The sequence below is a fragment of the Shewanella hanedai genome, from assembly GCF_007197645.1.
Taxonomy (GTDB): domain Bacteria; phylum Pseudomonadota; class Gammaproteobacteria; order Enterobacterales; family Shewanellaceae; genus Shewanella; species Shewanella hanedai.
The window spans coordinates 1-17,852 of record NZ_VKGK01000045.1 but is presented as its reverse complement, the minus strand read 5'-3'; the positions used below and the strand labels follow the sequence as shown (position 1 = coordinate 17,852).

Below are 17,852 nucleotides of genomic sequence, written 5' to 3'. Positions count from 1 at the left end.
TTATTGTTGTGTGAAATCTTTATGCTTGATTCAGCTTAAAACGCGACAACATTAGCTGTAACTGCTCAGCCTGTTGAGACAACTGCACTGCTGCAGTCGCACTTTGCTGAGCTGTATCATTGTTCTGTTGAGTCACGCCATCAATTTCAACGACGCCCTGGTTGATGGTCTCTGCGCCAATGGCTTGCTCATTACTCGCTGTTGCTATTTCAGAAACAAGTTCAGAGGTTTTTCTAACGGTTTCAAAAATACTTCTTAAACTCTCTGCAGTCTCATTCGCTATTGCACTGCCTTTCTCTGTTTTAGTGACAGAGCCAGCGATTAATTTTGACGTTTCCTCTGCAGCAGCCGTACTTCTAGCCGCTAAGCTACGAACCTCATCTGCAACCACAGCAAACCCACGTCCTTGCTCGCCGGCACGAGCAGCTTCAATTGCAGCATTAAGAGCCAAAAGGTTAGTTTGTGCGGCAATTTCATCAATCGTGCTAATAAAACCAGAAATGCTCTTGCTCGCCTCTGACATCTCTGACATAGCAACAATCATCCCTTCCATCTTCTCGCTGCCCTCTTGTGCTGCAGTCTGCGCCTGACCAGCAAGAGTACTCGCTTGATTAGCATTTTGGGCATTGGTGTTAATTTGTGTGCTTAATTCATTGAGAGAACTGGCGATATTGTCCAGGCTAACTGATTGTCTTGACGCACCATCTGAAAGTGCTGAACTACTTGATGAAACACTAGCACTGCCCTGGGAGATTTCATCACTGGCAATTTGTGTGGAACCTAACACTTCATTTAAATTCTCAGTCATTGCTCTCAGTGCAAGGCCTAAAGCATCTCGATCTGACTCTAATTGAACGGTATGATCTAACTCTCCCTCAGCAATACTTTCTGCCAGGTTGACCTTTGATCTCAGCGATGTCTTCATCCTTTTTATATCAGCCAAAATACCTAGAGTAGCCCCTTTACTTTCAAGGGTTAGGGATAAATCACCATCGGCAATTTGCTTGATTACCTCGCCTATATAACTAGGTTCACCGCCAAGAATACTCATAATGTGCTTTGTTAACCAAAGTGCTATGCCAATCCCTATAATTATGGCAATTAAAGTACCAAAAATGGTTGCATTAATAACCAAGGATTCAGTCGCTTGCAGTGAATCCATTCGCGATCCCATCAAACTACTCTCTCTTTCTTTAAACGTGCTAATTTGCGCCCTAAATTTATCGAAATAGACTTTCCCTTTGGCTTCACCAACGAAATCTGCCATATCGTCCATGTTCTTGCCATCACCTATCTGATGTCTTAACTCCACTTGTCCATTAACGACTTTACTTATCCAGTCATCTATCGTCAGTTTACTTTCCTTTAATAATGTTACTTGAGCAGGATTATCGGAAACCGTATTCGACAACTGGTCAATTAACGCATAGAAACTGGCTTTACCATTGGTAAAAGGCTCAAGAAACCTATCATCTCCAGCGAGCAAGTAGCCTCTCATGCCTGTTTCCATATCGACAGCAGATGCAACGATAGCTTGCGCCATAGCAATGACTTTATAGGTATGTTCTACCCGTTCATTTAACTCTCTAAGCTCATAAATATTCTGTGTTTGACTTGCAGCTGCTTGACGAGACTCCATCAAAACACGCTCACGTTGGATAAAGGTTGCTAATTGGCCCCTAAAGGTATCGAAATACTCTTTTCCTTTCGCTTGCTTAATCAAGTCAGCCATATCATTCATGGAACTTGAATCACCAATCGCAGCCCTCAATGCAATCACAGGCTCTGTCACATTAGTCTGCCAATCACCTATCGTGGTGGATATTTCATTCAGTAGCGTCACTTGAGCCGCGTTATCTGACACGGTACTTTTAAGTTCACCGACTAGTTTATTAAAAGATTTTTTTCCTTCATTATAGGGAGTCAAAAAATCAGGTTTACCGGCAAGTAAGTACCCTCTCATCCCCGTTTCCATATCAACAGCTGCAGCTTCAATCTTTGAAGCTGTGTCCATTACTTCATGTGTATGGTTAACCCAACCAAAGTTTGTCGTCAGAGACTTAACACTGGCGAAAACGACTAGCGCGATAAGAAACATCAAGGCCAGTACCAAACCATATCCTGATAATATTTTTGTCCTAAACCTCATGTTACTTAATACTTTGCTATTCATCGTGCACCTCTAATCATTCAAAACCAGCCGTTCTTTAACTAAACGGTCATTTTCATTCCATGGGGATTGAAAAATAGAATAGGAATTACCTATTCGCATTAGTGATTTAAGTATTGACGGGATTTTGGCTATAGATGTTATTTTTTTATAACTTTTTCAACTAAGCATCTATTTATGTATAACTATGGAGAGGATGGCCTTTCTTAATACAGCAAGGCATATTATCTTTATAAAATCATGTTCGTAGCGCTGTTGAAAATAACTTTCTTATTTAAAAACTGGCTAGACTAGCTGATATTTTTCAAGTCGATACAGAAAAGCCTTATAGGTTAATCCTAAAAATTTAGCGGCCTTAGTTCGGTTACCTTGATGTCTATTCATCGCTTGTTCAAGACAGCTTTTTTCAAACTCCTCCCATTGTATACCTGAGTCAGGTAATGAGAACTCGTTAGTATTAATTGTTTTAGGTTGACGACTTAGTTCCTCCACCATCTCCTCTTCATCTCCTAATAAAACAAAACGCTCAATTCGATTAGCCAACTCTCTGACATTGCCAGGCCAAGGGTAATCAAGAAGCTGCTTCATTGTACTGGCAGAGAGTGTTGAAGGCGTATGGTTATATTGGTTCGCATGGAGCTTTAAAAAATGTTCAACCAGTCTGCCAATATCTTCCTGCCGGTCACGTAAAGGTGGCATATGTATCGGCACCACATTAAGACGATAATAGAGATCTTCCCTAAAACGACCTTCTGCTACTTCATATTGCAGATCTCTATGAGTTGCAGCAATCACCCTGACATCCAGTTTTATTTCACCATTTTGCCCTAAGCGGCTAATCACACCTTCTTGTAAAAAGCGCAATAAGTTAGTCTGTAACAACAAAGGCAGCTCACCAATCTCATCGAGAAAGATAGTCCCTCCATTTGCAGCCTCAAGCTTACCTATCTTCAATGCAGTGGCCCCCGTAAATGCCCCTTTTTCTGCGCCAAATAACTCGGCTTCTGCAAGGTTTTCGGAAATAGCACCACAATTAATCGCAATAAATGGCTTATTATTTCTGGCTGACAGCTGATAGAGGGCTCGGGCAGCCAGCTCCTTGCCAGTACCACTCTCACCACCAATTAAGACAGTGGCATCGGTTGAACTGACTCGCTGAACTCGGGTATACACCTTCTGCATACAGGGCGCTTTGCCCACCAGCCCCACCATCTCTTCTTGCTGAGATAACTGAGAAGCTAACATTCGGTTTTGCTGTTTGAGTACAATAGATTTGGCCACTTTTTCAATGGCTAGTAGTAATGATTGCCTTTGATAGGGTTTAGCTAAATAATCATCAGCTCCGGCTTGCATTGCATCAACCGCATGCGTAATGGTTCCGTAAGCCGTTGCAATGATAAACCCCATGTCAGGGTGATCACGGCGTACATAATTAAGCAGGTCCATTCCACTGAGTTGACCCAACTTCCAATCGGAAAAGACTAGATCAGGATGATCGGATTTGATCGATAAAATGGCCTCTTCCACACTCTCCGCACTCTTGGTTTGGTAACCATTGGCTGCAAGCATTTTGGTTATTAAACTGCGCTGTTCTGGCTCGTCTTCTACAACAAGGATTTTAAGCGTCGGCTCTTTCATTGTCTTTCACCACTAGTATTATTATCTTCCCATTGACGAGAAAACGTTATCGTCACAACCGTGCCACCCTCTGGATTATCTTCAAACAAGAGTTCCCCACCGTAGTGCCCTTTAAGCAGTCGCTCTGCAATATATGCCCCCATACCAGTTCCTTCTGCTTTAGTCGTCACATGAGGCTGACAAAGTCGCTCCCTCACGCCCGGTAATATTCCTTTACCCGTATCCTTCACAACGACCTGATAAATATGTTCTGTCTCATTGATAGAGACTGTCACCTCGCCATCATTCGGTGTTGCTTCAACCGCATTGATGATCACTGCATGCAATATGCTTCTTAATTCTGATTCAGCCCCAAGCAAGCTATAGTGCTTTTCATTATCCTTAAACACTATTTTAGGTTTAGAGCCGTTAATGGAAAGCTCTAACAAAATATCGTGAATGATGGCATCCAATGGTACAGAGTGAGTCCGATTAACCTCATTACTGGATAACGTCAGCAATGACTGAATACTCTTATCCATCATGGTAATTTTCTGTTGGATTTTTTTAAGTAATAGCTCACCTTCAACAGGTGTTTCAGCTTGCAGCGCCCCTTCTGAGAGCAAACCTATAGTATGAAGTGGATTACGTAAGCTGTGCGCTATCCCTCGAGTGACCTCCCCAAGTTCCGCTAGCTGTTTTTGCTGTGTCATCAAGCTCTCTTTTTCACTGAGTTTTTCGAGTTGTCGACTCATCTTATTGAAACCAATCAATATCGCTTTAAGCTCTTTAACCCCTCTCTCCTCGACTTGAAAACCCAACTCCCCCTCCCCTAACTTCAGATGTCCCTGAGCCAACTTAGTCAAGGGTGAACTAATAAAATGGCTCAGCATATAAGCAAAAATAAGTGCCGCAATTGAAGTCAGTAAAATGAGTGCGAGCATCGACTCACTAAACCGTTCAAGTTGATCCTTAGTCCGGTGACTCGGTACTGAAATATCTTGAGAAACTCGAAAAGCGACTTCACCACCAATTGGCGAAGCTGGCGACTCTATAATCGCCACGTGACCATCTTTTAGCCATGAGTCAGCATCTATCTCTATCTGGCTGACAACCTCATGTAGTCGCTGTCGGTAAGCCACTGCGGTCTCCAGTCGAGCGTCAGCAATATTGGCCTTTTGTTGCTGTTTATATTCATACTCATGACGGGACATCTCTTTCAAGTGAGCCTTTAACTCTCTCTCTTTCTTTTGCAAAGCCTGCTTGAGAGCGACACGTTCCCCTACTGTGGCACGATTATTCGAGCTGCTCTCCAATAACATGACATCTTCGCTCAGTAGAGTGATCTCCTGACTTATCTCTTCAATATCTTGATTGAAATCATGTCTAGCATCTTCAATATCAACAATAGCCTCTTGTAAGTCATCTTCATCAAGTTCAAAAACAAACTCCTGTTCCATGCCGACATTATCGATAAGCACTTTCACCAGGTTTTGAGATAACGTTTTGGAGCTTTCACTCAACTCGCTTTGTAACTCACCTTTATAGTACTGAGATATCAATAACTGACTTAATCCCAATAAAATGATTAAGGTGCCAAAAAGCAAAAACAGATAACGTTTTATCGACATTCAAACCTCAAAGTAAATTCACTGCCCTCAGTCAGTCCATCAAGAAACATACCAAGACTAGTGCGCTAGATTTCAGATACTTAACAGACAGACGTTAGCATAATTTTAACAACATTCCTCAAATGCGGAAACTTATTACTGATATGAGGCTTAACTGCAAACCTGCTCTCCTTTCAATAAGTCACAAGTCCTGTGAAATAAGGTTTTTACCTACTTGGCACACTCTTCGCTAATGACTGTTAGCTATTAACTATTGCTAACCACCACTTCATTTAACTCTGATAGAAAAAGGAAAACCCATGAAATCAAAAAAACTTGCCATACTGTTTGTCTGCACAAGCTTACTTGCTTTTACCGCTAACGCTGCTCCCTCTAATGTGCGTGAAATTGAAATTGTGGATAGTGCAACGGTGATGAACATTAATCAGGATGAGAATGAGCTAACCCAAGTATCCGTTAAACTGGGTAAAGAAAAACACGAGTTTACATTTACGCCAGCGGAGCTCAAAGACCCCGCAGTGATTAAATCTAAGCTTGCTGAACTGCCTGAGAAGCCCAAGAAAACACTGACGAAGCTCTTAACCAAACTAACGGCAATGGAGCATCGCAAGTTCGCACAATTTCACAGTAAAGAGCTTGATGCCAAAACCAGAAAAAAACTGGAAACCATCGCTAAAAAAATGGAGGGCAAGGAAGCTGAGATGCAAAGAATAGCGATGAAACTTGAAGCTAAAGCTGCTGAAATGGAAGCCCACGCGATGGAATTTGAAGTTCTCCATCAACAGCAAGAAGATGAGTATGCATTCATCGTAGAATCGATTGAAGGAAATGTCGCTGATATCGTTTCTGAGTTTGGTGATCTGGACATAGACATCGATTTTGCTCATGACAATGGTCATGGAAATCGCATCGTAATTATTAATGGTCATGATGAGGATGAGCAGGCAGAGCATCTAATCAAGATGATTAAGAATAGCAATCTAACTGACGAGGATAAACAAGCGATAAAAGAAGCACTGAATTAACCTCAAATTTTATAAACTGTGAACAAGCCGATAGAATACATCTTAAAGAATATCGTATTCTACGGCTAAAAGAGTAACTGGATTATTTTATGTGGTGGCGTGTAACGATAATAACTTTAGCTTATCTGCTTCTTGGTGCACATTTTATGCGCTACGGACAGATGTTTATCTGCGCTGCATATGTTGGCGCCCCTTTATTACTGATGTTAAAACACTCAACACTCACTCGATTACTTCAGATAGTGTTAGCCGTGAGTGCGCTGTTTGTCTGGGGACTCAGCAGTTATGATTATGTTCAAATGCGCATCGCAATGGACATGCCTTGGTATCGACTAAGTGCCATCATGTCATTGGTGACTCTATTCACGGTTTTAGCATCGCTTTGTTGTAATGGACTCATCGCTAAATGGAATAAAGCTAGATCTTTGGCTTAATGTGTACGAGAAGTGAGTGCCTTTCATCGCCGATAACAGGCATTCACTTTACCTTCTTATCGGCAAGCTAATCCCCCTCTCGTGCTTTGTGTCAGCAGTCGCCTGCTCACCAAATCCACCACAATATTGAGTAAAGCTGTACATGCCATCAAGAGCAGTGCAGTGCTGTAACGAATTTCCGAAAAAGCACTGTCGATATAAAAGCCCAAAGTCGCAACCCCTAAGATCCCAAAAATAGCCGTTTCTCGAAGTATTACCTCAAAACGATAGAAAAGTAATCCCATTAAATTGGGGTATATTTTGGGTAAAATATCGTAACAGTAACCATCAATACGGCCATTGAAATCTGCCGAAACCGAGACAGTATCCGATTGCCTTAAGGTTAAAAAGGCAATAAGCGCCCCATTATGCAGAGCAAGCGCTAACATGGCTGGCAACATGGAAGGGCCAAGTAACATCATAAAAATAAAGGCAAAGATGTACTCTGGAATTGATCTTAATATCAGCAAAAGTAACTTCATCACACTTGAAAATATACTGCCTGTTAATGGTTTAAAAGCTAATGCAGATGCAGAAACAGACACTAGATGCGCCATTGCCAGTGCACTCAATGCCAACAGTAAAGTCAATATCATCCCAGGGAGCGCTTGCTCAAGTAAGATCTTATACGCCCAATTCAGCAACTGAGTAAAATCAAATTGACTAAAGCCATCAAGGTTTTGCAGTGCAGGCGGCAAGATATCCTGACTGATAAAACGCCAAAGCAACATCCCATCAACCGATGGAATATTGGGTAAGGTGAACACAGCGCAGAACAAATAAAGAATAATTAAAGTAGGCCTACACCAAAACGATATTGTGCCTATCAGCGTAATAAACAGAATAAGTAACGCCGCTCCCTCATGGTAATTTCCCTGTCTGAATGCCGTTTCTAGATAAAAGCCTAGTGTTGGCATACCGATGAAACCCAATACAGCACTACTTCTTAGTGCACATTCGAATCGATACCTTATATAGGCGAGTATGGGCACAATGACATGGCTAATTCGCCCATAAAAATACCGACTTATTTTATCGGTATGTGCGGGCAGTGTTTGCACTGTAGTAACGGGCGACTGCAATAGGATATCGTGGAATACTCGAGCAAACGTCGCTCCATAGGGCAGCGCAATCGCGAGAATACCAGTAATGGGAGACAAGCCAAATATTTGCAGAAATAACAGCGCCCAAAATATCTCATGAATTGAACGGATGACGGCGCACATCGCAGCAATAAAACGATTGGTATATACAAGGGCTAGTGGCGCCCCCCATAAGAGACCAACAAAGACGCCTAATAGAGCGAAACTGACTGTTTGCCATAATGCTTCAAGCAGGTATTCAGTAGCGAAGAAATCAGGGCTCACTAGCCCCAAGCCCATACGCTGCAGCTCGCTCCAAGGATCAAGCGAGATAATCTCTGTATCGGATAAATAGAAACACACAAAAGCGATGACCCACAAGCTTAACGTGGTTTTCAGCCAATATCCGATAAAGGGAGACGACTTAGGCATTACAGGGCTGCGGAAATGACTCATGGGAATAAAAATGCGCTAGCAACTCAGGCGTCAGCTCATCTTGAGTGACATCAAGGCACAACTTTCCTTCCCGTAAACCAATGATACGGTCGAAATGTGACAAAGCTTGAGATTTATCATGCAACACCATGATCGCACTTGAGTGGCGAGCTAACACCAACTTAAGCAGATGTTCCGCCATCAAGGGATCGAGAGCCGAAAAAGGTTCATCACCAATAAAAATGGGTTGTCGCTGATACAAAGCCCGAGCCAAAGCAACTCTTTGTCTCTGACCACCAGAGAGCTCTGCCAGTAACTTCGCCATAGGGACATCAAGTGAAAGCTCATGACATAAGCCGTTCACTTCACCTAAAGGTACGCTAAAAGGGGTGACTAAATTAACCACATTATAGAGCCAGTTATGTCGAGCAAGCGACCCCATGTAGACATTGTGATAAGTACTTAAGCCATCAACCAATCCCTGCTTTTGAGAACAAAAGGCTGCATTATCTTTGAGTAAAGAGTAGAGGTGAAAAAGCAAGGTCGACTTCCCTGCACCAGATGGACCAATGATGGCCACCTTTTCACCATGCTTTATAGACAAAGAAAGCTGGCTAATAGCCAGCTTATCAGTATATTTTAGCGTAAGATCTTCAAAATTAACCATAGGTTAATCGATGAGCCCTATCGCTTTAGCCACATTTTCAATAGGTTCATAATCTAAGTTGTCAGCAGGCACAAATGAGCTTCTTGGAAAACTGGCAAGTAGATCAGGATCATTCATATTGAGCAAAGTCTGGGTTAAGCGTTCTTTAAAACCTTCGCCAAATGTTTCATCCACACCAGCTCTTACCGTCCACTGATAATCAGGGTAGGTTGGGCTCTGCCAGATAACCTTCACTTTATTGGTATCAACTGTGCCATTTTCAACCGCTGTCTCCCACACTTTGTAATTCACAGCGCCAACTTGGTACGCACCAGCCTCAACCTGCGTAATGGTACGACTGTGATCACCAGAAAAACCAATCCGCTTAAACACATCTTTGGTCTTCTTACCTAAATTTCTCTCAATATAAAACTGTGGCATCAGACGACCTGAGGTAGACCCCTTTGAGCCGAAAGTAAATGTTAGACCATTTAGGTTAGGGAAACTGTCTGACGACAAGACTTCCGCTGATTCATGTGCAATAAAGTAACTTTGAAAGAACTGATCTTCATTACCCTGTGCTATCGCATCAGAGCCAGGAACCAAGCGGCGTGCTTGAACTCCGGACAATCCACCAAACCATGCCAACTGAACTTGATTATTTCTAAATGCAGTCACTGCGGCTGAATACGATTTAACTGGCACATAATTAACTTCGATCCCTAATTCTTTTTCAAGGTAGAGAGCAACTTTCTCAAAACGTGTACGAAGCTGACTCTCATTTTCATCAGGAATTGCAGTGAAAGTAAAAACGGCAGCAAAAGCACTCGAGGTAATGGTGCTTAACGTAATAAACGCAGCTATTTTAAACAGCCCCATGAAATGTTTCCTATTGGTAACAAAATTGCGGCATTTTAACGAATCTAACGTTACATAACTAGCAGTTTATCCTTTATAACTTCACCTTATCCAAATAGCTATTTCATGGTCTTACAAAGAAGAAGTCAACGCAAAGTCATGCAGGAGGTGTTAGCAACCTCGAACCCTCTATTTTCTCGACATTATGCATGTTGAGAATGCTTGAGTATAAAGCCAAGTAAATGTCTATATCTCAGCCAGCTCAATACATAAGTCAGCTCTGGTTAAGTTAATCTCAGGTAAAATATTTTCTAAGATCAATATGTACACAGTTGGCACATCTTAGATATGTGAGTAAACTGAGCTAAATAATTATAAAGGCATCAAATTATGAGAATTTTGGTTGTTGAAGATGACCCAATCCTTTCCCATCATCTCAAAGTACAATTAAGTGAGTTAGGCAATCAAGTCCAAGTCGCGTTAACCGCCAAAGAGGGATTTTATCAAGCAACTAATTACCCTATTGATGTCGCAATCATTGATTTAGGTTTACCAGATCAAGACGGTATCAGCCTGATCCAAAGCCTACGAGATGAAGGGTTAAAAGCACCAGTGCTCATCTTGACTGCCCGAGTGAACTGGCAGGACAAGGTTGAAGGACTCAATGCTGGTGCCGATGACTATTTAGTTAAGCCTTTCCAAAAAGAGGAGCTCGTTGCCAGACTCGACGCTTTAGTCAGACGAAGTGCAGGTTTTGTCAAACCAGTGATAACCAGTGGACCGCTTGATTTAGATCTCGCAGCCAAACAGGTCACCATGCATGACGAAATTATGGAGATAACAGCATTTGAATATCAAATACTGGAATATCTAATGCGCCATTGCCATGAAGTCGTCGCTAAACAACGACTTTTAGATGTGGTTTATGCTGATAAAGAGGGAGATCCCAACACCATAGAAGTGATGGTGTCGCGGTTGAGAAAAAAACTCACCCTTGGCGGGCTAGACAACCCCATCGCCACCATACGTGGCCAAGGCTATAAGTTTAACTTACCATGCAGCTAAAATTTAGACCCAAGAAACGTCTGCTCACCCGGATGTTTCTCACTTCCTTGTCCATTATTGCCTTAGTCGGTTTTGGCTTGGCTTGGATGATCAATATTCTTCATGCTCAAAATAGCTATAACGAAGAAACAGCCCAATTGATCGCTGAGATCCCCAAAGTTGCAGCTGAACTTAAAGAGCACGATCTTATTCCTGACAGCAGTGAGTGGCTCAATGAGAATAACGCCCCTGAACGCTATGTTATCGCCAGTTGTGATACCGGGTTTAGGCAAGTGTGGACCTCTTCTTTAGCGGTCGATAGGGGGTTATTTGATACTTGTGAACGTTTTAATGAAATTCGTAACGACTCCCCTCCCTATTACCTTAACTTAGCTGATGATAATGGGTATTTTATCTATTTGTTAGTCGTTGAGATTGCTGGCAATAAGTACAACTTGCTTGTAATGAAGGATGCCGCCAACCTTGAAGCAGAGCTGGACAAGTTCAGTCGCCTAACCTACATAAGATTAGCCATGGTATTGGCCCTAGCACTGATATTGCTCATCAGCGCAGGTTATTGGGGAATGCGTCCTCTAGTGCGCATGAGATCTGAACTTGAAAACGTCAACAGTGGTAAATTGAAAACCTTATCACAAGATTACCCCGTTGAGTTAGAAGGCGTGACGCAAGCACTTAACCAACTCCTAATCCAATCCAGCGCCCAGCAGGATAGATATCAAAACGCGATGAACGATCTTGCACATAGCCTGAAAACAAGACTCGCGGCCGTGCATGCCATCACTGATGATGCCACCTTAGATAAACACGGTGCTAGTGAGAAGATTATGGAGCAGGTAAGCCAGATGGATCTGCTGGTTAAATATCAACTCAAGCGCGCCATGTTAGGTCGTAAAGGCTTAAAACAGCAGCAAACCTTAGTCGCACCTCTTGTTAATCAGCTTTCACAGATGCTATTTAAGGTCTATCGCGATAAACAGGTGATGTTTGAAGCTCATATTCCAATAGAACATGTGTTTCCCGGAGACAAAGGCGATTTGATGGAGCTCTGTGGCAACTTGATGGAGAATGCCTTTAAACTCTGCATTAGCAAGGTTAGAGTCAGCGCCAGTTACAACGACCACTCAGAGTTTGTACTCATCGTTGAAGATGATGGCCAAGGTATTGAGGAAAGCATCAAACAAAAAATCATCCAACGTGGCGTCAGGGCCGATACCCAAAAACCAGGACAAGGGATCGGGCTCGCGGTATGTCATGAGATAGTAACCAGCTATAGCGGTAAACTTGAAATTGAAGACTCAGAACTTGAAGGCGCCAAGTTCATCATCACCATCCCAATCTAATTTGCCGCCATCGATTAAAAAGGCTTTAACCCGCAAAGGTTAAAGCCTTTTTCTTTATATTGGTTGGTATAATACCAATCAGTATAAAGATTTGCTCGCTCAGCGAGAGTTTAGCGGTCCTGAGGCAAGGCAGCGAGTGAAGAGCATAGTTATTCTACGGTTAAGCTCGTTAACACAGCATCAGAACCGCTAAAACTCGCCTGTAAGGAGTGTTTTTGGCTGCCTATTTCTGCGTTGAATGAACTCACAAGGGAAAAACCATTCCATCATCCATTCGCCTTGAATTAGTTTGCCAAAAAACACTCTGAGTAGATCAACTTCTTATACTGATTGGTATAACAGCTCAGCTCGATTAAACATCACCCATGATGTGGCAATATATTTATCGCCACTAATTGGCGTGTTGCCACGATGAGAATGAGTAAAGCCTGCCGGAGCAATCACCATCGTACCTTTTTTAGGCTTTAGCTTTCTATCTTGATAGAAAAACTCAGTCTCCCCTCCCTCCTCGACATCATTAAGGTAAAACATATACAGCACAACTCTGTGCAACGCCTCATTATGACCCGCTTGAGGGAACTGCTCTGAATGCCAATGAGGATAACCGCCGAGGGACTGAGGATACTTTTGAACGTTAATAGTACCACTGCGATATAAGTACTTAACTAAGGCCTCTGCTCTCGGCTCTCCCAATATCGGGTAATTGTCTGGCGTCAAACTCACCCCAAGCCCTTTTTCATCTGCCACTTGCACTGAAACAGCCCCCATCAAAGCCATAGAATACTGATTAAAATAACGGGTAGAATATTTGAGGGTATGCGACAAAAGCTCATCCCTTAAGGGGAGGAGATCTTCAAAACTGTCTAAGGTTAAGTCACGGCTAACTTTCTTGGTCGTATCAACACCATGTCCCGTACGACCATCTGTCACACCCTGATGCTTTTCAAAAGCGGCCATCAATCGGTCACACAAATCAACGGGGATAGCATCGGGGTAAACTTCAATAAAATCCATTATAAGCTTCTTATATTTCAAAAGGCCTAGATATGCTTACACAGAGGTTAATCAATTGTAAAGTGGGTAGATAAACTTAAATTTTTACTGCTGTAAATTCAGCTTTTCAGCCATATTCTAACAATCAAAAATATAAAATAGAAAAGTACTAATCAAGTGGTTTTAACTTCAATTTCTTGCTCAATAGCGCTCCCTTAACTAGCTTAAAGGTATCACTTTCTATTAGTGGAAGAGGATATGACTCAGCTACCTAACTTCGATAGTCTTAAATGGTTGGCGGAAAATAATCCGGAAGAACTGGAACGATTACAAAAAAAGATGTGTGAAGAAGCTATTGAACGCTGCCCCGAATCAAATAAGGAGCAGCTTATTTCCATGCATTTTCATCTGGAGCAACAGCTGTCTCGTTGCTCCAATCCGTTTCATCGATGCTACCTTGCGATCAGTATCATGAATGATAAGTTTATTGCACTCAATGATATAATCAATAACCCAAATGAGTTTAAAAAACAAAATGCCAAAATTTTAAGCTTACCAGTTAAGAAGCTATAACCAGCCTTTTCGCTTAAAGAAGAAATAGGTACCAGCAGCACTCGCTATCATCATCAAAATGGCCATTGGATAACCCAAACGCCATTCTAGCTCCGGCATATTAACGAAGTTCATCCCATAAGCACTGGCTATCACTGTTGGCGGAAGAAAAATAACCGCAGCAACTGAAAATATTTTAATGATCTTATTTTGTTGTAAGCCACTAAAGCCCATTGCAGCATCAAGCAGAAAATTCAACTTGTCGAAAATGAACTGACTGTGAGGCATCAAAGATTCGATATCTGATAGCATCTCACGTAGATCTTTAAAATTCTCATCGGTTAATTGCCCACGATAATAACGCTGCATATAACGCAATGATCTTTGAGTATCCAAAAGACTGAGGCGAATTTTACCGTTTGAATCTTCCTGTAAAGTGATAAGTTTGAAAGCCTGATCCAATTTGTCATTGTCAAAAACCTGCTCACTGATCCCATCAACAACCGTATAAATATCCTCGATTAGATCTGACAGATAATCTACCTTCAACTTGAAGAGTTCCAAAAAAAGCACTTGAGGTGTATTCACCTCAATACGGCCTAATCTTAGGTAGTTTCGTAGCAAACGGATTAAACCAACGTCATCTTCTCTGATCGTGAGTAGAAAATCTTTTCTTAGATTGAAAGAGACGTTTACACCACGAACATCTTGTCCTACCCGTTGAGGAAACAAGGAGTTGATGTGCAAGCCGTCATTGTTTTGATAAAAACGGGCTGACGCTTCAATTTCATTAATATCTTCTTCGTCAGGCACTTCTTCCACTGAATACTTACTTAGCCATTCTCGCTCTTCTTCACTTGGCTTGAAAAGATCCAACCACAGTGTCCCAGGAGGGACTACGTCCTGAATATCTAATTCATTTATGCTTAAATTTCTGTCGGTATAGACATATGCAGTTATCATACAACCTCCTGAAAAACACTTGGCCTAAGTACGTTTGGCAAAGCGCAGGGTAAATGGACAACATTTTACCTGATAAATCACGATTTAAAAGAGCTAGCTAAGCCTCAATCCTAAATCACTCTTGCGTTTTTTGGGCGATAATAACGCGTTCCTGATTCGATAAACGTATATTTAATCCGTCTAATGTTTTGATTTCATGACTTAAAATATCTTTCTTTTTTACTTTATAAGTCATTGAACTGTTTTCAAGTGGCGACACGATAGTCACCGTAACCACTTGGTTTCCATCCTGCCAGTTCCAACACCAATAACCGCCACTGGCTAGCATAGAGATAAGAATAAACCCGTAAAAAACATACTTGAACATCATCTCCTGACCAAGCCGACTCGCACCTTGAGTGCTAGTATTGGCTTTCGGCTTTCGTAGGTAAAACCAAGCACCAAAAATAATGAGTAAAGTAATGATAATTTTAGTGAGCACATCTCTCTCCTAGAGAAAAAAACTAGCAAAGATTATAGCTAAAATTAACTTATAAAACTGTTATAAATCTCTATAACTACTGATGAATAAACAATTATCGCCCCTAGTCAGCTTCTACAACACCACTAAATAAAGCGCGACTAAAACAAGCAAACAAATAAGAGAGCATCATTTATTCCATAAAAGATGCTATAAAGGCACATAGAAAAAGTACATATTTACATTAGGATCCATCAATGAAAAACACCTTCCTCGCGACGAGCCTTTCAGGTCTAATATCACTCATGTTTGTGGCGCCAGCATTTGCCAATGTCAGTTTAACACTGCCAAAATCTGCTGAATTATTATTGGTCAATGGTCAAGAAGCATCAAGCCAACCGAAAATTGAGCTGGGTAATGGTGACAATCAGATAGTTTTCAGATACCAAACAAAGTACAGAAGCCATGGACAAGAAAAACGCTTTAGCTCAGAAGCTGTTATTCTCAGCTTTGCTGCAAAAGATACTGATTACAACTTAACTTTACCAACTTTGAAATCCGATAACCAAGCCGATAAATTTGATCTTGATCCCGAAGTTTATGTCGAAGACAGCGAGGGGAATAAGCTTGAGATCCGCACAGATACACTGCGTAAAGAGGGCATTCAATTAGGGCGGAACTATGACGACGAAATACTCGCCTATAACCAAACTAACTCGATAGCAGCTATCAAGGGTTTAGCCCCTACAAGTATGGTTATTTCACTGACTCAAAGATCAACGCAAGCTGAAAAAGAAGCCATTGTAAAAGCAACGCCAGCCTTAAAAGATCAGATAAACATCAGTGAAATGCTCGACTTTTGGTACAATCAAGCCGATGAAGCGACTCAAAACGAATTCAAAGCAAAGATAAACAAAGCTCAACACTAGTCACACATCAAGTACGACTCTACGTGTATCGACCTCATCCAGATCGCCAAGGGATTCGAGATTGAATCCCTGCTTTCCAAGTAATATTTTCGATAGCAGAATTCAGACCATAACAGCTTTAGCAAAAGCTTATAGAGTTTCTCTATTTGAGTGATTGAATTAATCAATTATACAAGCGGAACCTGATTCTATAGATTTAACTCATTCCACTGGGGGAATCTCTTTTATCAGGTCACATCATGCCATTAGCCTCTTTTCCGTCTGCTCAATACGAAGCTTCAGCGTCTGAACATTTATGTGGACATCGTTTAGACCATTCAGCATCACAGCCCGTCGCTCAGACTGCGCTCGTGGCTGAGGGCGGCGGTCAAAGGGGAATATTTACAGCAGGCATTCTAGACAGTTGGCTCGAAATGGGTTTTAACCCGTTTGAATTACTCATTGGCACATCTGCTGGCGCACAAAATCTATCAAGCTATATCACCCATCAAGCTGGTTTTGCTCAAGCATCCATTGCTAGGTTGTCACGCAACCCTCAGTTTTTTAATCTTGGACGAACCTTAAAAGGGCAAAACACAGTCGATCTTGATTGGTATTTCAACCAAGTGGAATTAGTAAATAGATCGGTCAAGGGGCCTTTAACACACAGACTCAATACTGAATGCGGTTTTAAACGGTTAAAACAGAGGCAACTGCTCATTTCGACCACCAACAGCTCTAATTACCAAGCTAACTTCTTCAGCCCAAATCAAGATAACTGGCTTACTCTACTCAAGGCCTCAAGTGCTCTACCCTATTTGTACCGCAAAGGAGTGAAACTTGATGGTGACTTTCATGTCGATGGTGGACTCTCGGCACCGCTACCTGTAGAAGAAGCTTATAAACGCGGCGCTCGTAAGATAGTCGTACTGCGTACTCTACCGAAAGAATATGCAGCTCATACCCCTTGGGTTAACCGACTAAAATCATGGATATGCTCATCTAATCAATGCCCGAAAGCTATCGATTACTTTGTTCACCACGAGCATGCTTATCGAGAGTCGCTAAAATTTATTCAATCACCACCATCAGGGGTAGAAGTGATTCAAGTTTTTCCTGAACAAGGATTAAAAAGTAAATTACTTGGAAGTCGAGAATCCGATCTCAATCAAGATTACATTCTAGGTAAGCAAGCGGGTGAAAAGTTTGTCGCTCAATACTCTCAGCCATTCTTGCAGTTCCAGCCCCAACCTCTTGAGCAAGAGAGAAAGACTAACGTAAAGTCCGCCAAACGTTACTGTTAACCGTAAATACACATATTGAGGCTGTTGAGGAACCGTAGTCTACTCAACATAGGGAGTAGGCACGCACGTATTCAAGTCAATAGATCAAGCGAGTTTCTCTATTTATACCAATCAGTATAAAGATTTGATCGCTCAGCGAGAATTTAGCGGTACTGAGGCAAGGTCATTAATTGCTCCTGCATTAATGACATTCACCACATCCATGTGGCTTGCAACGAGTGAAGAGCATAGTTATTCTACGGTCAAGTTCGTTAACACAGCATCAGCACCGCTAAAACTCGCCTGTAAGGAGTGTTTTTGGCTGCCTACTTCTGCGTTGAATGAACTCAC

16 protein-coding genes are annotated in these 17,852 nt (G+C 41.9%); 7 read left to right on the top strand and 9 right to left on the bottom strand.

Annotated elements, in window-relative coordinates:
- Nucleotides 1-19: 19 nt before the first annotated feature.
- From FN961_RS23405 to FN961_RS23395, 3 genes are all read right to left on the bottom strand, one after another.
- Nucleotides 20-2,173, bottom strand: coding sequence for a CHASE3 domain-containing protein (locus tag FN961_RS23405; protein WP_144042565.1), 2,154 nt, complete (start codon nt 2,171-2,173; stop codon nt 20-22).
- Between the two features lie 282 nt (nt 2,174-2,455).
- Nucleotides 2,456-3,808, bottom strand: coding sequence for a sigma-54-dependent transcriptional regulator (locus FN961_RS23400; RefSeq protein WP_144042564.1), 1,353 nt, complete (start codon nt 3,806-3,808; stop codon nt 2,456-2,458).
- Nucleotides 3,805-5,418 (bottom strand): sensor histidine kinase, encoded by a 1,614-nt coding sequence (locus FN961_RS23395; RefSeq protein WP_144042563.1) that lies wholly within the window; start codon nt 5,416-5,418, stop codon nt 3,805-3,807. The genes FN961_RS23400 and FN961_RS23395 overlap by 4 nt, the downstream gene beginning before the upstream one ends.
- A gap of 299 nt (nt 5,419-5,717) precedes the next feature.
- On the opposite strand from FN961_RS23395, the gene FN961_RS23390 reads away from it, so the two are divergent.
- Complete coding sequence (locus FN961_RS23390; RefSeq protein WP_144042562.1) at nt 5,718-6,443, top strand: hypothetical protein; 726 nt, start codon at nt 5,718-5,720, stop codon at nt 6,441-6,443.
- A gap of 89 nt (nt 6,444-6,532) precedes the next feature.
- Nucleotides 6,533-6,877, top strand: a complete 345-nt coding sequence (locus FN961_RS23385; protein WP_144042561.1) for a hypothetical protein — start codon at nt 6,533-6,535, stop codon at nt 6,875-6,877.
- A 56-nt stretch (nt 6,878-6,933) separates the two neighbouring features.
- Here FN961_RS23385 and FN961_RS23380 read toward each other — a convergent pair whose 3' ends face one another.
- The 3 genes from FN961_RS23380 to FN961_RS23370 are packed head-to-tail and all read right to left on the bottom strand — an operon-like array spanning nt 6,934 to nt 9,958.
- Entirely contained in the window at nt 6,934-8,430 is a 1,497-nt protein-coding gene (locus FN961_RS23380; protein ID WP_144042560.1) for a PhnE/PtxC family ABC transporter permease, read from the bottom strand.
- On the bottom strand, nt 8,423-9,100 hold the full coding sequence (locus tag FN961_RS23375) for an ATP-binding cassette domain-containing protein (RefSeq protein WP_144042559.1): 678 nt from the start codon (nt 9,098-9,100) through the stop codon (nt 8,423-8,425). The genes FN961_RS23380 and FN961_RS23375 overlap by 8 nt, the downstream gene beginning before the upstream one ends.
- Before the next feature lie 3 nt (nt 9,101-9,103).
- Nucleotides 9,104-9,958, bottom strand: a complete 855-nt coding sequence (locus tag FN961_RS23370; protein ID WP_144042558.1) for a putative selenate ABC transporter substrate-binding protein — start codon at nt 9,956-9,958, stop codon at nt 9,104-9,106.
- Between the two features lie 369 nt (nt 9,959-10,327).
- Between FN961_RS23370 and FN961_RS23365 the strand changes: the two genes are divergently transcribed.
- Together FN961_RS23365 and FN961_RS23360 are read left to right on the top strand one after the other, a co-directional pair.
- The gene (locus FN961_RS23365; RefSeq protein ID WP_144042557.1) at nt 10,328-11,002 is read left to right on the top strand and encodes a response regulator; all 675 of its coding nucleotides are present in this window, start codon (nt 10,328-10,330) and stop codon (nt 11,000-11,002) included.
- Nucleotides 10,993-12,342 carry an ATP-binding protein gene (locus FN961_RS23360; RefSeq protein WP_144042556.1) on the top strand — a complete coding sequence of 450 codons (1,350 nt, stop codon included), beginning with the start codon at nt 10,993-10,995 and terminating at the stop codon, nt 12,340-12,342. Before FN961_RS23365 ends, FN961_RS23360 begins: the two co-directional genes overlap by 10 nt.
- 321 nt (nt 12,343-12,663) lie before the next feature.
- Here the strand turns inward: FN961_RS23360 and FN961_RS23350 are convergent, their stop codons facing one another.
- Nucleotides 12,664-13,356, bottom strand: a complete 693-nt coding sequence (locus tag FN961_RS23350) for a 2OG-Fe(II) oxygenase (protein ID WP_144042555.1) — start codon at nt 13,354-13,356, stop codon at nt 12,664-12,666.
- 237 nt (nt 13,357-13,593) lie between these two features.
- Between FN961_RS23350 and FN961_RS23345 the strand changes: the two genes are divergently transcribed.
- Entirely contained in the window at nt 13,594-13,908 is a 315-nt protein-coding gene (locus tag FN961_RS23345; RefSeq protein WP_144042554.1) for a DUF3135 domain-containing protein, read from the top strand.
- On the opposite strand, the gene corA is transcribed toward FN961_RS23345, so the two are convergent.
- Nucleotides 13,903-14,850 carry a magnesium/cobalt transporter CorA gene (gene corA, locus FN961_RS23340; RefSeq protein ID WP_144042553.1) on the bottom strand — a complete coding sequence of 316 codons (948 nt, stop codon included), beginning with the start codon at nt 14,848-14,850 and terminating at the stop codon, nt 13,903-13,905. The two genes, FN961_RS23345 and corA, sit on opposite strands and share 6 nt — an antisense overlap.
- A 115-nt stretch (nt 14,851-14,965) precedes the next feature.
- Nucleotides 14,966-15,331, bottom strand: a complete 366-nt coding sequence (locus FN961_RS23335; protein WP_144042552.1) for a hypothetical protein — start codon at nt 15,329-15,331, stop codon at nt 14,966-14,968.
- Between the two features lie 236 nt (nt 15,332-15,567).
- Between FN961_RS23335 and FN961_RS23330 the strand changes: the two genes are divergently transcribed.
- Together FN961_RS23330 and FN961_RS23325 are read left to right on the top strand one after the other, a co-directional pair.
- Nucleotides 15,568-16,239 (top strand): YccT family protein, encoded by a 672-nt coding sequence (locus FN961_RS23330; RefSeq protein ID WP_144042551.1) that lies wholly within the window; start codon nt 15,568-15,570, stop codon nt 16,237-16,239.
- 239 nt (nt 16,240-16,478) lie between these two features.
- Complete coding sequence (locus FN961_RS23325) at nt 16,479-17,522, top strand: patatin-like phospholipase family protein (protein ID WP_144042550.1); 1,044 nt, start codon at nt 16,479-16,481, stop codon at nt 17,520-17,522.
- The last annotated feature ends 330 nt before the right edge of the window (nt 17,523-17,852 follow it).